Source organism: Agrobacterium sp. 22-3639C2 (assembly GCF_053522105.1).
In genome coordinates this window covers 376,089-391,421 of the sequence record NZ_JBNWDB010000004.1, presented here as the reverse complement: position 1 = coordinate 391,421, position 15,333 = coordinate 376,089, and the positions used below count along the sequence as shown (strand labels likewise).

At 57.7% G+C, this 15,333-nt stretch carries 10 protein-coding genes and 1 pseudogene; 10 read left to right on the top strand and 1 reads right to left on the bottom strand.

Annotation, left to right across the window (positions count from 1 at the left end; all coding sequences use genetic code 11):
- Positions 1 to 69: 69 nt before the first annotated feature.
- From ACQZ6D_RS19090 to ACQZ6D_RS19060, 7 genes are all read left to right on the top strand, one after another.
- Complete coding sequence (locus tag ACQZ6D_RS19090; RefSeq protein WP_413393683.1) at positions 70 to 1,092, top strand: hypothetical protein; 1,023 nt, start codon at positions 70 to 72, stop codon at positions 1,090 to 1,092.
- Positions 1,046 to 1,894 carry a hypothetical protein gene (locus ACQZ6D_RS19085; RefSeq protein WP_448730250.1) on the top strand — a complete coding sequence of 283 codons (849 nt, stop codon included), beginning with the start codon at positions 1,046 to 1,048 and terminating at the stop codon, positions 1,892 to 1,894. The genes ACQZ6D_RS19090 and ACQZ6D_RS19085 overlap by 47 nt, the downstream gene beginning before the upstream one ends.
- A gap of 124 nt (positions 1,895 to 2,018) precedes the next feature.
- A complete protein-coding gene (locus ACQZ6D_RS19080; RefSeq protein ID WP_448730251.1) occupies positions 2,019 to 2,570 on the top strand; it encodes a hypothetical protein in 552 nt (183 codons plus the stop codon).
- Complete coding sequence (locus tag ACQZ6D_RS19075; RefSeq protein ID WP_142781915.1) at positions 2,567 to 3,001, top strand: protein NO VEIN domain-containing protein; 435 nt, start codon at positions 2,567 to 2,569, stop codon at positions 2,999 to 3,001. Before ACQZ6D_RS19080 ends, ACQZ6D_RS19075 begins: the two co-directional genes overlap by 4 nt.
- A 4-nt stretch (positions 3,002 to 3,005) precedes the next feature.
- Complete coding sequence (locus ACQZ6D_RS19070) at positions 3,006 to 3,626, top strand: hypothetical protein (protein WP_142843349.1); 621 nt, start codon at positions 3,006 to 3,008, stop codon at positions 3,624 to 3,626.
- A gap of 253 nt (positions 3,627 to 3,879) precedes the next feature.
- Positions 3,880 to 5,337, top strand: coding sequence for a Shedu immune nuclease family protein (locus ACQZ6D_RS19065; protein ID WP_448730252.1), 1,458 nt, complete (start codon positions 3,880 to 3,882; stop codon positions 5,335 to 5,337).
- 59 nt (positions 5,338 to 5,396) lie between these two features.
- Positions 5,397 to 10,259, top strand: coding sequence for an ATP-binding protein (locus tag ACQZ6D_RS19060; protein ID WP_448730253.1), 4,863 nt, complete (start codon positions 5,397 to 5,399; stop codon positions 10,257 to 10,259).
- A gap of 614 nt (positions 10,260 to 10,873) precedes the next feature.
- Here the strand turns inward: ACQZ6D_RS19060 and ACQZ6D_RS19055 are convergent.
- Positions 10,874 to 12,001 carry an RHE_PE00001 family protein gene (locus ACQZ6D_RS19055; protein ID WP_448730254.1) on the bottom strand — a complete coding sequence of 376 codons (1,128 nt, stop codon included), beginning with the start codon at positions 11,999 to 12,001 and terminating at the stop codon, positions 10,874 to 10,876.
- Between the two features lie 190 nt (positions 12,002 to 12,191).
- Here ACQZ6D_RS19055 and ACQZ6D_RS19050 point away from each other — a divergent pair, with 190 nt between their 5' ends.
- The 3 genes and pseudogenes from ACQZ6D_RS19050 to ACQZ6D_RS19040 all read left to right on the top strand — a co-directional run bounded on the left by ACQZ6D_RS19050 (position 12,192) and on the right by ACQZ6D_RS19040 (position 14,131).
- Positions 12,192 to 13,340, top strand: a complete 1,149-nt coding sequence (locus ACQZ6D_RS19050) for a site-specific integrase (protein WP_448730255.1) — start codon at positions 12,192 to 12,194, stop codon at positions 13,338 to 13,340.
- A 145-nt stretch (positions 13,341 to 13,485) separates the two neighbouring features.
- On the top strand, positions 13,486 to 13,731 hold the full coding sequence (locus ACQZ6D_RS19045; protein ID WP_112523365.1) for a type II toxin-antitoxin system Phd/YefM family antitoxin: 246 nt from the start codon (positions 13,486 to 13,488) through the stop codon (positions 13,729 to 13,731).
- Positions 13,728 to 14,131, top strand: a pseudogene (locus ACQZ6D_RS19040) (PIN domain-containing protein). The gene ACQZ6D_RS19045 and the pseudogene ACQZ6D_RS19040 overlap by 4 nt, the downstream one beginning before the upstream one ends.
- The last annotated feature ends 1,202 nt before the right edge of the window (positions 14,132 to 15,333 follow it).

The window sequence follows — 15,333 nt, the reverse complement described above, 5'->3', positions numbered from 1 at the left end:
GCAGGAGCCGAAGATGAACAACTTCTCTGTCGAGCTAGGTCGACGAGCGGCAGACGAGATTGACCTAGGATGACAGCTCTCAGCTTTTATGCGGCTCTCCTTGACCAGATGGATCTGGCCCTCGAACATCTCGACAAGGGCGGCGTTCATGATGCCCGGTTTGCGTTGATGCTGACCGACAATGCGGTAGAGCTAGCAATCCATAGGCTCGCTACAGAAAAGCACGCTCACCTCAAGAGCTGGCACCATTTAGAGGAGGCGTACCCCCATAAGCTGGAGTTGGCCGAGGCTGTCGGACAGTCCTTCGACGCGAAGCTAAAGTTTGCACGTATCGAGAAGATGGTCACAGAGGAGCAGGCGCGGACAGTTGCAATAATGCATGAGTTCCGAAACGAGCTGTACCATGTCGGCCTCCAGCACGAAGCCATCCTGCCAGCCATTGCTAATTTCTACTTCTCGGTAGCCTGCGACATTCTGAAAGCGTTTCCCGGGCGTGGTCTTTACTACGGCAATAAGATGGTAATCCCGGAACGCGCGAAGAAGTATTTCAACAGCAGCAGACTCAATCCGGCCGAACTAGGTGACTTCGAGAAGGCGTGCGCAACGCTGAAGGATCGGTGCCATTTTGATAGAGGCAAGACGATCGGTGCGCTCGCGGACCATATGGATCTTATCATCACTGAGAACAATGTTTACCTCGATGTCATCTCAACTGGCGTGTTTCCCAAGGGGAAGGGGATCACGCGAGATCAGGCGACAATCAATTGCCAGACATGGCGGCTGGCCTTCTCGCCTGTGGGTCACAAGTTCGCAAGCGAGAATGGCTTTTCCGGCAGATCTATCCATGACCTTGTTGATTGGCTCGCCGCCAACTACCGCCTGACGATCAAGAAGGATCCCGTTCCAGGATGGAAGCGGCGGGTTCAGCGCTTGCGCTCTAAGGCCAACACACATCTGGCCGTCGCCACCTATGTCGACTTCCTGAGAGACACCTTGCAATTCCGCGAGGATCTCGCGGAGAGTTGCGCAGCCGCCGAGGCTGAGATTGACCGTCAAATTGACGAAATCCGCGCTCGCCGTCGAAAGGATTGATCCTCCTATGTTGAGATTCACGGATCCGCAGGAGCCAACGATCGCTGATCGATGTATCCGCCCACTTTGTTTCGCCGCTCCTGGTGACGAATATTACGGTCTGGATGGGTTCGAGCTCACTCTGCAGGATGGGACGGTCGCTCGCCGTTTTCAGTTCGGTCTTCAGGGCACCGCTGTTCTCTTCCAGTACCGAGGACGACATTTTGCCGTCTTCACGCGCCACCAGATAGCAACAATCTCGGGCGAAACAGTAACGGCTTTCAAGGACCGCATGGACTATCTGGTGGTGCTGATGGACGATGGCACCGACAGCACCAGCATTCCGTTCAAAACATACCTTTTCTCGCCTGAGGCCAACGAGGACGAAAGTGACTATGTGATCGGTATGGTGGAATACGAAATGCTACCAGCATACTCGCGAGAGCAGTTCTTCCCCGTCGAACTTCGCCTCACTGGTCGCGCTGGTGATTTAGCTTTAGCTTCAGGCTTGCCAAGCCATCTCCAGCGAATAGTCATGGAGAACGGCGGTATGCGGATCCATCCAATCTGCAAGTCGGGAGACCTCGCTTCCCGCAATATCTTCGGCGTGCTGCGATATCCTGAGGACGCGCAGCCTTTGGACGGCATGAGTGGTGGAGCTGTCTTTGTCACACGACTAGCGAGTGATGGTCATTCCTTCGAGATCTTCTTGGACGGCATCATCCAGCGGGGCGGAGGCGGCTACGTCCGCTATCTCGGTCTTGAGACCATTCTAAACCGGATAGATGGCCATCTCGCAGAGCGAAATTCGAGGTTCCGATAGAGGAGGCTTATAGGACATCAGGCCTCTGAAAAACCAGTATGTCCGATTTTTAGAGAAGGCGATATATGTTGGCCATGAGCGGAATTCCTAGCATTTTTAGGGACAATTCGCCGTCGGGGGGAACATGGGGACAATCACAGCGAAGATCCTCCGGTCATTTGGGCTGCGCCGCAGCGCCAATGAGGCGGAGGCCGCGGGCCAGGAGCGTGGGCTGCTGGCGGCAGATCGGCGAAAGCCGGAGAACAAACGACCACGCAAAGTTACATACCTGGAGATCATGGACGATCTCGCGACCGGGGACCCGGGAAGTTTCCTCGATCGGAAGATCCAGTCTCTCATGGCCTTCGATATGTGGCCGCCGCAGTCGATGACTGAGACCTTCGACAAGGTTCGAGAGAGCGGTCAGGACAATGCTTGGACGACATCCGTGCCGGGTATATCGAAACTCATCATGGTCTCGTATCCGCAAATCTATCGCACGATTAGCATCCAGTTCGGCCCAGCCCGGGCGACATTTGCTCTCGATGGCGTTCGCTACAGGGTACAGGGAAAGACACCAGCCATGGCGCTCATGGCCGTCCATCTGACGGCGAACCGGATCCGCCACCCGGCCGCCGATGGAACGACCGGACTTGGGCCGCTAGTTGAAGTTCTTGGGGAATGCGAAGAGCGATGACGCTGGAAAAACTGTCATCTCCACAATCCGGTACGCTGGGCGAGCTGCTAACCGTGGCAAAGCTCAACACACTCGGACTGGCCGCCTATATGAGTCCGGAAGGCGCACCTGGTCACGATGTCATCGTTGTCGTCGATGGACAGCCGAAATCGATCGAGGTGAAGACGCGACAGTTTCTGCGGCGGCCTACCGAGATCACGCGTTGGCCTGTAGAGATGAACAAGAAGGGCGACGCAGACTTCTTCATCTTCATCGAACTCGATCTGCGGACGATCGCACCGACATTCTACGTCCTGACGAACGAGCAGGCTCGCGCGGTCCATAGGAACTATGAGGGCGGGGGGAATTGCTATCCGCCAGAGGTTCGAAAGCAGATCCGGCCCAACGACTTCTCTGTGTTGGGGTCAGGTGTCGCGGTTCTCGAAAGCTAGGCGGATGAGCGACACGACACAGAGCCGTAGCCTCCAGATCAGCCCGAAGTACACAGTCGCGTTCTGGCGCGGCCTCGAACTGGATCCCGACAATCCGAAACAGGGGGAATGGCTAAAGGCAGTCGATGTACTGAGGGATCGCATACAGGGCCGCTTCATCAAGCCAGCACAGACCCTGATCGATGTCGATAAAGCTAACAAGCCGCAGACATATGGCTTTGCGATCCTCGCCTTGGATTGCCTCGTTCTCGAGACAATTCAGGGTTTCCGTGAGGGGGTGACCAACCACACACGTCAAAGCGGTCGGCTGTTCAGAGAGTTCCTGAGTAACTGGCAGCCATTTATCGATTGTCTCGGCGCTGGCATGGTGGCGACGAAGAAGGCTGACGAGTTCTATAGCCAAGGGCGATGCGCACTCCATCATAGCGGGGCGACCGAAAAGATGACGGTCGGGGTCAGCGGCCCAATAATGCGCTTCGATAATGGTCAGATCACTGTGAACCGCACACTGTTCCACACAGAGTTGGAAGCGGAGTTTGATCGATATTTGGCAACCTTGGCCGACCCGCACTCTGTAGATCTTCGAAAGAAATTTCTCCTGAAAATGAACACCATATGTGGATGATGATAGCAACGACGGCATCCAGTCGGTTTCACCTGCTAACGCGCTGATTATTTCGTCGCGAGCCTTATGGATCTTCAATTGTTTCAAGATAGGACGCGCCTATCGAACAGGGTGGCTTGCTCTGATCTCAGCAGGCGCAACCACCGTGAAGAGGGACGGCGCGGTTCGCCTGCAAGTGCCACCTTTTCCGTCCGCCCCGATTGCAGGTTGTACTCGTTACACCTATGTTTTCCCAATATTTATAGGATAGCGTATGGCAACCTTCGGCCCCCAGTTCGGTGATGACGACAAAGGTACTCTTTTCCTGCAGAGAAAGGGGCCCGGCTTCGTCGAGGTGTTCTTCACACCATCCGATCGGCGAATCGCGATCGCTGACCTCACCGAAATCAATACGACGCAGGTGCTCATACGCTTCGATGCGGGCAAGCACACAACCACGCTGTTCCCGATCAACACCATGCCGGAATCTGAAGATTTCCTGATGCCGAAATATGATCCTATCGTGTCGATTGAGATCATTGAAGACGAAGATTTCTTTCAGGATTTCAACGAATTTCGTACCATCGAGGATGTTCAGGCTTTCCTCGCCGAGGGCATGCCGAAGGGGTTTGTAAAAGACCCGAATTTCGGTCTCGGCCTCGAGCGCAAGCTTTCGTTTGTCGTGAATGCTATCAGGCAAGTCGAAGGCGTGACAAACCTGCGTGTCACCGACAAGCGCGAGCTGGACGTCGGCGTGACGGATGATGGTACGACATACGAGATCGGCTATACGCTCTTCGACGAGTTACGCCTGAATGCAAACAGGTTCGAGAAGAAGGCACAGGTTTTGACGCGGCGGAAGAAGCTACAGGCTGCGTATACCAATCTCCTGACGCGCCTGGACAGTGAAAAGTTCCCAGTAAGGGTCTTTGACCGCGCCCCCGATGACATCGCCGACGTGATTGGCGACACGATCACGGATACCAAGCTCTCGGATAACGACCGGGCAGCCCTGGTCAATATGGCCTCGGCGTCCGTCCGCACTTCGATGAAGTCGCAGCGCGGCGGCCTGCTGAAGCTGCACGACGAGATTGAACTCGCCTCGCTCGATGAACTGATTGCACGTATCGAGGAGCGGTTCGCTGAACGAACGACCGAACTGCAATGGCAAAAACTCCTCGAGGCCAACCCCTTCATTCTCGATATGGCGTTCAATGTGCCGGTTTTGCTCGTGCAGGGCCAAGCGCATGTGGGAGGCCGGATCCTGAATGGCTCTGGCGAAAAGATTGCCGATTTCCTGCTCACCAACAAGCTGACCGACAGTATAGCGGTGCTCGAGATCAAGACTCCTGGGGCAGAGCTCATCGGCAAAAGGGAATATCGGGGGGGCGTATACACCGCGTCGACAGAGTTAGTTGGCGCCGTGGCGCAGGTGATTGACCAGATCGACAAGTTGCGTAGCGACATCTATCGGCTTCAATCGCAGAACCGCGCGGTCCCGCTCGAAACCTATGGCGTCAGGGGAATGATTCTAGCGGGTATCATCCCCGAAGGTCCACGAAAGCGTGCGTTCGAGCTGTATCGTGCAAGTCTCGCTGGCGTAGCCATCATTACATTCGATGAGCTGCTCTCAAAGCTCAAGTCGCTTCGCGATCTACTTGGCGGAAAGGCCGAGATTGCCCCCAAAACTACACCGAGCCACGCACGCCAATTCGAGGACCTGCTTGGATGACTGCTCGCAAAGCCGCTCGAACGTCAAAGCCTGCTGGTGGACGCGCGACCGAGGGAGGCATGGATTTTCAGGCCGAGGTCGGTACATGGCTCGCCGCGCATATCCTGGCCCGTATTCCGGTCGGCGGACGCTTTGGACTTGCGAACGCGGCACTTCCAGTCAGCCTGCGTTTGGAGACTGGAGAAGGCCTCGATGACATCGAGCTTGGACAGGATGACGATGCCCGGATCGACTTTCAGAGCAAGACCAGCGCTGGCCTGACGCAGGGTGCCGAAAGCCCACTTGGCAAAACCATCGCACAACTTGTCAGGACCATGGTCGAAGCGCGAACAACAGGTGTTGCCGTCGATGTCGAGCGTTATCGGGCCATCCTTGCGGTAAGCACCACCGCGCCCCGTACGCTCGATAAGCTCGAGAAAGGCTGCCGGGCTTTCGATACCGGAGGCACCTGGACAACGGTGAAGTCGCAGCGCAGCCGGGTTGAAGCCGACGCACTGGAACTCTTCGAGACCCACGCACGCGCCGCCTGTGTGGATCTTGTCGTCGACCCTCCGAGCGACGACGAGCTTGTCACGATGGCCCGTCTGTTCAAAGTCGTCCGTTTCTCGATGGACGCGGGCGAAGATAACTGGCGCGAGGCCTCCCGCGTGCTCGGATCACGCGTCTACGGCTCGGAGGCTGCAGGCGACGCGCCCTTGCGAGATCTCAAAACCATTGTCCGGAACCTCATTGGCAGCGGTGCGCCAGCGGATCGCGAAGGGCTGTTGCGAGCACTCCGCGCGCTGCATCACAACGATATAGGTGCTCCCGGCTATGACGCCGATTTCGCTCGCCTCTCCGCCGTTACCGATGCAGAGCTTACCCGGCTGACTGGCCATACGCGCTTGCCGATCGAGGGCGGGATACCAATTCCCCGTCAAAGTGACAGCCCCATGGCGTCAGCCATCGCGACCGGTTCGCTCATTGTGATCGGCGAGCCGGGCGCAGGAAAAACCGGAGCCCTGGTAGCGCTGGCACAAGCACGCCGCGCCGCCGGCGAGAGGGTCATCTTTCTCTCGGTCGATCGCTTCCCAGGCGTTGCCACTGCTGCCGATCTCCAATCCGAGCTTCAGCTCGCTCGACCGCTAGCCGAGGTACTGGCAGCAGCGCCAGGCGCAGGTCGAAAACTGATCATCATCGACGCGCTCGATGCAGCGCGCGGCGGCCCTGCCGAAGCCGTGTTCGCGCAGTTAATTGAAACAATGGCTACAAAGGACAAGTCCTGGACGATCGCGGCGTCTATCCGCACGTTCGATCTCAGAAATGGCCGGCGTTTTCGCGACGCACTCCCCGGGTCCCCGCCCGACCCGGAATACGCCGATCCGACGCTACGAAATGTTCGCCATTTCAACGTGCCGCGCCTGAGCAATCCAGATCTCCGTCAGGCTGGCGCGGACGCGAGCGCACTTGGCACCTTGCTTGATGCGGCACCTGAACGGCTGCGCGATCTCCTACGAAACATCTTCAACCTCTCGCTCGCTGCACAACTGCTTTCTGATGGCGTTGATCCGGACAGTATTCGAACAGTCTCGACCCAATCGGATCTGATCGACGCTTATGAGGATCGACGGCTGCCGGGCACGCCGCTGCATCGCGCCGCTGGCGCGACGGTTGATGTGATGGTTCGCCGCAGCCGCCTCGCGGTCCGAAAGGTGCTCATTGCAAATGATAGTGTCGATGAAGTGATTGCTTCGGGTGTGCTTGCTGAAACGGGGGACCTCGTCAGCTTTTCGCATCACGTTCTCTTCGATCATGTCGCCGGACGGTTCTTTTTGGAATGGGACGATCCCCCGCTCCTGATCGCGCAGCTGAAAGGCGGTAGTGCGATCGCCCTGATGCTCGCGCCAGCTTTGCGTTTTGCCGTCGAGCGGCTTTGGCGTAGCGATAGCGAGGGAAAGCGTGCTGTTTGGCGGCTGATTGCTGACATCTACGCTACCGCCAACGTCAATCCTGTATTGGCGAATGTCGCCTTGCGGACGGCGCTAGAGGGTGTGAACTCGCCGTCTGACATTGCGGGCCTGATTTCGTTGATCCAAGCCCGTGCCGCCGATGGTGCGATGGCGACGCTGTTGTCACGGCTCGCGCGCTTCGTTGGGCTTCTGGTCGATACCTCGGGAGGTGTTGCGCGCCAGACGGCGACTGCGTGGGCAGAGGTCGCTGACACCGCGATCACGACAGGCGTTCGCGAAATGTCCGATCCGACGCGGCTCCTGCTCCAGATATTGTTCGAAAAAGCCGATCTGTCTGATGTGCCGCTTCTCAACCTATTCGGCCGTACTTCGCGAGCTCTCTTGACCCTCGCGTGGACGGCTGAGCCGCCGATGCAACAAACGGCGATAAATGCGATCCGGTTCGTGGGCAAAAGTTTTGCTGCCGAGCCTGCGGCATCCCGGGCGCTGCTGGATCGTATCCTGCGCGATCCACACTTTTCGGCGTACGCCGACAAGGAAGCGAGCTGGCTGACGGAACAGATCTTGCCGATTGCCCGATCAGATACCGACTTCGCCGTCGAAATTTACCGAGTGCTTTACTCGCGCGAAATCAGCGATGACAGTGTCTCGCATTTTGGCGGTCAGCCCAGCCGGATCATGCCGCTTTCTTCAAATCGCAGACAGGACTATCTCCACTGTCGATATCATCTGGGCAAGGACGCGCGGCAGCTGCTTGACCTATCGGCATATGCAGGCACGCGCGCTGCGATCGAGGTGGCATTGGGTGAAATTGATCGTGATCTTCAGATTGGCGATCGACGGCGCCGTGTATTCGTCGCCGGGCGCGAGCCGTTCGATCTCATTGGCAATGATTTTGCGCAACTCGCGTGGGATCAATCTAACGGACGGGGTAGCGGCACGGAGGATAATGTTCTTGGCCATTTTGTCGGCTTTTTGCGAGGTTGCCCGACGGCTGCATTTGTCGAGTGCATCGAGGCAGCCGCAATTGGATATTCAAGTCCTGCCGTGTGGGCGCGGCTGCTAGGCGTCGGGGCGGAGCGGGTCGCTGAGCTCGCAGGAGAGCTGTGGCCATATGCGAGCAATCTTACGATCCTCACCCATCAGGTTACAGTCAGGGACGCCGTTCGCTTTGTGGCCGCCGCCTATCCTCACCGTTCGATCGAGGGCCGCGCGGATTTCGAAGCAGAGGTTCTTCGCCCAGATCTGTTCAGCGACGAATATGAACAGCGTTGGTGGCGACGGGTCTTGAGCCGTTTCGTATCTTCCGTCGATGAGGCGTCGATAGCAACAGATGCGATGCGTGCGTTCCGCGCCGAACTGGCAAACGCGGACGAGCTTGCCGGAAATCCGCCTCTTCGGACTATGACGGTCACCTCAGGGCCTGCGCGCGGAATGATGCGCCAAATCCTCGCCGAAGAAGGCGTCGATGTCGAAGACGGCATGAACGCGCAAATGATCGACCAGTCGGAAGCGCTTGCGGAGAGGGTGAGGCAAACTCCCCCTCAAAGCAACGCGACTGCTTTGTCGGCTTTGTGGCTGGAGACAGAAGCGACCATTTTTCTGTTCGACGCGAACGCCGCTTCCCTCCATGCAAGCGTCGAACAGCCTGTCTGGGGCAATATTAGCAATGCGATCGAAATGATCGCCGGTAGCGAAGCGTATGTCCCCGAAAACGAGGGTATGCCTTCGCTCGCTTTATTGCTTGGCGTTCTGGATCGCCTTTGGGCAAGCCGGTTCCCGGAGCCGAAAGACGGTGAAGACAACGTACGCAGCTATGGCAATTGGGCAGTTCGTGTATATGCGGCCGAGGCCTATGTGCACCTTGCAAATAGGTTCGGAGAGGATCGGCCCGAAATAATCGACATGATTGAAGCGGTTCTGGCGGACCCGGTACCAGTGGTGCGGGTGCAAGCGGCCGAAAACCTGCAGGTACTAAGTCGTGTCGCGCCGCAAAAAATGTGGGAGCTGGCCGAGCGCATCGTGCGCAATGAACCAAATGTCGATGTACTTACCTTCCACGTCGCTCACGTCCTGTCACGTTTGATCTGGAGCGACGTCGACCGCGCGGAAGGGCTGATAGAGATCGTCGAACAGCGCCGGCACAGCTTCGTTCGGAGAGAGAATTCCGGCCGCGATGAACTTTCCGAAGTTCTGGGTGGACTCGTAGCTCAGCTCTGGGCTGGACAGAGCCGAGAGAAAGCGCTGCAGTGGCTAATTGAATGGCTGAAGGATCTGGTCACGAACCAGGACCTGCTAATAGCGTTCATCTCGCCGCTTCGCGAGGCGTTCATCGCGCGCTATAAGTCAGACCAAGACAATGACCAGCCGCTTTCGGATCGCGCGCAGCGTGGGTCAATGCTTATCCTTGAAGTCTGCTCAGCTGCCGCGACAGAAAGCTATGCTGTTTTGATCGCCGACGACAGGGAGGGTGCCGCGCGAGACGCGGCGATTGCCCGATACCGGGCGGCAGAGCAGATCATCCACCATCTCATGAACCAACTCTACTTCGGTTCAGGGGCATATCAGGAGAGCAGCAACCCAAGTCAAGGGCTTGACACCTCTGAGGCCATGAGCAAGTTCCTCGCCGACTATCGCCCGATGCTGGCACTGCTGTCGAAGTCTCACGAGCCGGCAACGCATCATCATCTCATCGAGCTTTACGAATATTTGATCCCTGGTGATCCCGCAGGTGTCTTCAAGGCGCTCCACGGGATCCTTTTGGGCGCCGGCATGCGAGAGGGATATCACCACGAAAGCCTCGCGCTCAAATTGATCGTCGGTATCGTCACGCGCTACCTTGCGGATTATCGTTCCCTTTTTGAAGATGGAGTATGCCGCACCGAACTGCTTGAGATCCTCAAGCTGTTTTCCGACGTCGGCTGGCCCGACGCGATGAAGCTGCTCTACGACTTGCCGGAGCTGTTACGCTGAGGTTGTCAGGGACCGAAATCATATAACAGGAGGGGGACAATAGGGGCAGATATCAGTGACAGCGAACTTCGGCGCGTCTGGAACCAGAAGACAATCCCTGTAGTTCTGAGACGCGGCGGCAAAGGCCAGCGGATACGGGCACGCCTCCCTTACTCCCAGCACAATCGGCTTTGGCTGCAACCCGGGCAAAAGCTGCAGCCTGCCTGGATCGAGCCTCTGCAATGCTGGGAACTGCCAAAAGCTTGGTTCAACGACTTCGTGACACGGGCGCTGGAGAAATACAGGCAGCTTTATGTGATCCAGCCCTATCGCGAGCAGGAGAAATGTTCTCCTTCCTGCATGAATGCCCAGCACCATGAATGCCAATGTTCGTGCATGGGCGCCAACCACGGCGCCAGCAACGATGGGAGTTGGTTTGAAGTCTCGGAAGCGTTCGCGAGCCGCTGGGGAGATCAACATCTGGCTTGCAGACTTATGACCCGCAAACGCGCGGACCCGGTCTAACCACGGTGGAAGGGTCACTTAATTGATGCAGGATTTCTCTGATCGGCGCGCATCCACAAAGCGACGCTATCTGGATCGCGCGGCGGTCCCGATCCAAATAGTGACAGGTGCTACAGGATCCCCCACGCCCGAAACCTCCCCCTCCCCGTCATCTCTCTGAGGCCGAGCTCCAAAACGATCCGCCGCGCTGCCTGCGGTGTCACCTCCAGCGCTTTGGCCACCATCCCGGCCGACACCAATGGTTTGGCCATTACCAGCTCGACCAGCTCCGGCAATATTGAGGACGTCCGCCGTCCCTCCAACTTTCGCTCCATGAGCGTGCGCGCCAGCGTCAGCCGGTCATGCTCTTTCAAACCGATCTCGGCGGCCGCCAAAAGCCCTTGTGCGATGGCGAGCAGCCGGGTTTCCCGATCGCGATGCCGGCGCCGATCGACGGAGACGGTTTTGAGACCAACATTGATCGCCGCGAGATGGGCGCCGGTGGTGATGCCGGCTTCACGAAGGATGGAAGCGCAAAATAGCCGGCCGAGCCAGGGCGCATGCTGCAAGACGGACAGCTCGTTCCAGGCATCGAGGACAACGATCGCCTGCAGCGCTGCCGGCAGATCTTCGGCCTGGCGCCACACGCCGCGCCACTCGTCGAGCCGTCCGTCTTCGTCCCAGTCGAGGTCATAGACGAGAGGGTCTCGTTCGCGGGCATCAGCACGGCCGGGCCGCTTCGCCTGCTCGATTGCCGCTTCCGATCGAGCCAGCAAGGCATCGATGGCTGCGTAGTCGACGCCGGGGAGATTCTCGCCCGCATCCACGTCCCCCTCCCCTTCCGGATCGATGGCGACCGCGGGACGAATAATGCGGGCAGGCTCCACTACCTCAGCGCCGATGTCCGACGTTTGTCGCAAGGTTCGGATACCCTCTGCGGACAAGGCCCAATGAGGTGACTGCCCGGCAATGCGCCGACGGGTGCGCAAAACGTCGCGGGCGATGGTGAGTTCGTGGGTCGGGGTGCGAATATCGCGGGTGGCGTCATGGAGGACGAGGTCTTCGAGATGGACGAGTTCGCCGTCGATCCACAGCGAGGCGCACGCATCGGCGAAGTGGGTGCGCGCAATCCAGCCGGCGCCGACCGGCGAACGGGCGATGCGCTCGTCCAGACGCGTCAGCGCGACACCGGCGTCGAAAGCCGGCCGGATCAAGGCTGTCATGCTGATTTTTGCGAGATCGTAAGCCATTGAAATCATGGTAAATGATTTCTTATACGAACTCTATATGAATATTACGGTTCCCCACATGGTATGATTGTGCATTGGGGTGCTAACCATCGATAAGTACCAATTATCGATGGTAGTTGATTTCGCGGCGCAAATCGAGGAAAATCGGGGCAGATCACGGTGCCAGCGGCCGCCGAAACCCGCGATTCTGGAGCCTATCGTGCCTAAACCTAAGACATCACACACGTCTGTCGAGCGGCGCGCCGAGGAGCTCGATACCATCGCGTCCGTGTTGCCGCTCGAACGCCGCGACGAGCTTGCCGAGCTGTTGACCGATGATGACATCGAAACGCTGCGGCATCTCGTTAATCAGGGCATGGGCGACAATACGCTAAGGGCCCTGACGTCTGATCTTGCCTACCTGGAGGCCTGGGGTCTCGCTGCCACCGGACAATCCCTGCCCTGGCCGGCGCCCGAGGCGTTGCTGCTCAAATTCGTGGCCCATCATCTGTGGGATCCGGAAAAGCGCGCAAGTGAGCCCAACCACGGCATGCCCGATGATGTCGACAAAAATCTAAGGCGTCAGGGTTTCCTGAAATCCGTCGGCCCGCACGCGCCTGACACGGTGCGGCGCCGGCTGGCCAGCTGGTCGACATTGAGTAAGTGGCGCGGCCTTTCGGGTGCCTTCGCCTCCCCTGCTCTTAAGTCAGCCATTCGTCTGGCCGTGCGCGCCGTTCCGCGAACCCGTGCGCGCAAGAGCGCAAAGGCCGTCACTGGCGACGTTCTGGCGAAGCTGCTGGCGACGTGCGAGTCAGACAGCCTGCGCGATCTCCGCGACAAGGCAATCCTGATGGTCGCCTTTGCTTCCGGCGGCCGTCGACGCAGCGAGATCGCCAGGCTACGCGTCGAGCAGCTGACAGTCGAGCCACCGATCGAAGTGAACGACGGCCCTCCCCTCCCCTCACTTGCCATCCATCTTGGTCGAACCAAAACGACGACAGGCGAGCAGGACGATGTCGTCTATCTCACAGGCCGACCTGTCGAGGCGCTGAACGCCTGGCTGGCGGCCGCAAAGATCGAAAAGGGCAGCGTGTTTCGGGGAATTGGGCGATGGGGCACCGTCTCGCGGCGTGCGCTCGATCCGCAGTCGGTCAATGCGATCCTCAAGCAGCGGGCACAGATGGCCGGGTTGGACAGTGGGGAGTTTTCGGCGCACGGGTTACGATCGGGATATTTGACGGAGGCCGCCAATCGCGGAATTCCCCTTCTCGAGGCGATGGAGCAGTCCAGACACCGGTCGATGCAACAGGCTTCCAGCTACTATAACAACGCTACACGGCGAAGCGGGCGTGCGGCACGCATTCTGTAATGGCGCTCATGCGTAGCATCAGACGTCCCGGCTAGTTGGGACTGGTTGCACAGTCAATCGGTCTCGTTGACGACCTAGGCAAGGTCGGAAAGCCTGCTTCTCTAACGTTCTCCACAAGCTGGCATGACCTCCTGTGCCTAAGTCGATGATCGATACGTGCAGAAGCAAGGCAGGCTTCACCAGAGACGATCAAAGAGAGAGCGCCCAGTTGGCGCCTCAGACGATTACCCGTAAAAGAAAACCGAGCGTGGTTGTTGTTTCTGCAGAAGAGTGTCTGAAGAAAACTACTCGCACGGGATCGCTTGCGGAATTTCTGTTGGCATCGCCCCTATGCGGCGCCGAATTGGATAGTGAGATGCAACACGACGAGCGCCGTGGCCTGTCCTTGTGAGACTTCTGCTCGATACGAATGTTCTGTCGGAAGTTACAAAGCCTCGCCCTGATGAAGGGTGTCTGATGTGCCGTCAAGGGCTGGACGTGGATCGAACCTTAATCAGCATCGTCTCTATTGCTGAAATTCGCCGCGGTGTCGCGCCGATGGATAGCGGCTGGCGCCTTGGAGGAACGGCTCACGCATGATCTGCCTCAACGCTAACGAAAACAGGATTATTCCGGTGGCAGGTCATGCCGCCGTCGCCTGGGCCTATCTGATGGCGCTTGCCAAGCGAAATGGTCGCCGGCTCGGCTCGATGGTTGCTACAGCCGTCACTCACCCATTGACCCTTGCGACGCGCAACATCAAGGATTTAGAAGCCTTCGGAATAAAAATCAGTGATCAGTGGGTGGACTGATCTGGCCGTTGCTTTTCGATTGAAAGGGCTGGACTGAACGCTCTCCCACGAAATGCTCAGGAATCACGCCGTAATCTTCTTATTGCTCACTGCACGCCCTTGGTCTGGCTGCATGATGTCATCCATCACGTGATTGAGGACTCGCCGATTGTGAAAGACAAGGACGCCTCGTTCCTTGGGTTGGCCCACGATGTGCGCCGAGCATATGAGCGGCAGCGTCAATTTATTCAGCCGCCTAAACATTTTTGAAGAAATCGGCGTCCGATACGGCGTTCGGATCCTCTGGCCTGTGCTTTGGCTGCAGCATAGGCTGTTGAGGCGATCTCTCGCGTTTCTCGACGATAGAGCTAAGAGCCAAGCTACCACTTATGCGTTGGAGGCCGTCATCGATGATGCATTGCGCGAGGATTTGGTACGCAGGCAGGTATACCATCGATCTATGGCAGCGCCTTAATCCAGCACAGCCTGCAGTATTTGAGATGATCGACCGCCCAAGGGGATATTTTGTTCATGGAAGAAAGCGCAACGGAAGGCCGGCTTGCGCTGCTCATTTCTTGTTTCGATCAGATCTGTGACCGCCTCTACCCAATTCCATTTAAGAACTGCGAAAAACCTGATATCTCCAGGAAAATTCGCCGCCTGGAAAAAATCAGGAGCGGGATCCTACAAACAGTCTCTACCCTCGTGACCGCCCTCCTCCGCCGACAGGCAGAGATCTCTCTGCTGTCCCTCCAGATAGGCAGGCTTTCTGAAGTTCTCCCCATTCCAATTTTAGTAGGCATTTCCGCTGCAGATGCCCCGCTACCAAGGGGAATATTTCGAGAGCACATAACGGGCGCAGCGAGGATTCGATCGCTCTACTGGTTCTGGTAGTCAAATTCCTCACTTGCCATGTGCTTGGGATATTCTGATGAGCTGCCTTGGCTGGCCGATAGGCCTTTCAAACGACACAGACCGTCGAAGGGCGCTGTCCATTTTCAGTCCCTCGGCAATCCGATCGATACGTTCGCTAAACAAGTGTGTTTTTTCGACTGTTCTTTTGCGCCGTCGTGTAGTTGGCGCGAGAGCTGATTGTTGAGCGAACCCAAGTTGCTTTCATGGCGGCAAAGGCTGCATCATCCTGACAAAATGCAGCCTTTTCAAGAGAAGCCAGGAGGCAATCAATGCGGTGTAGACGGCTCCGGAAAAGGCTAGACTTCGTC

Coding starts and splice junctions, on each gene's coding strand:
- ACQZ6D_RS19090 (WP_413393683.1), top strand. CDS start 70: ATGACAGCTCTCAGCTTTTATGCGGCTCTCCTTGACCAGATGGATCTG.
- ACQZ6D_RS19080 (WP_448730251.1), top strand. CDS start 2,019: ATGGGGACAATCACAGCGAAGATCCTCCGGTCATTTGGGCTGCGCCGC.
- ACQZ6D_RS19075 (WP_142781915.1), top strand. CDS start 2,567: ATGACGCTGGAAAAACTGTCATCTCCACAATCCGGTACGCTGGGCGAG.
- ACQZ6D_RS19070 (WP_142843349.1), top strand. CDS start 3,006: ATGAGCGACACGACACAGAGCCGTAGCCTCCAGATCAGCCCGAAGTAC.
- ACQZ6D_RS19065 (WP_448730252.1), top strand. CDS start 3,880: ATGGCAACCTTCGGCCCCCAGTTCGGTGATGACGACAAAGGTACTCTT.
- ACQZ6D_RS19060 (WP_448730253.1), top strand. CDS start 5,397: ATGGATTTTCAGGCCGAGGTCGGTACATGGCTCGCCGCGCATATCCTG.
- ACQZ6D_RS19055 (WP_448730254.1), bottom strand. CDS start 12,001: ATGATTTCAATGGCTTACGATCTCGCAAAAATCAGCATGACAGCCTTG.
- ACQZ6D_RS19045 (WP_112523365.1), top strand. CDS start 13,486: ATGATCGATACGTGCAGAAGCAAGGCAGGCTTCACCAGAGACGATCAA.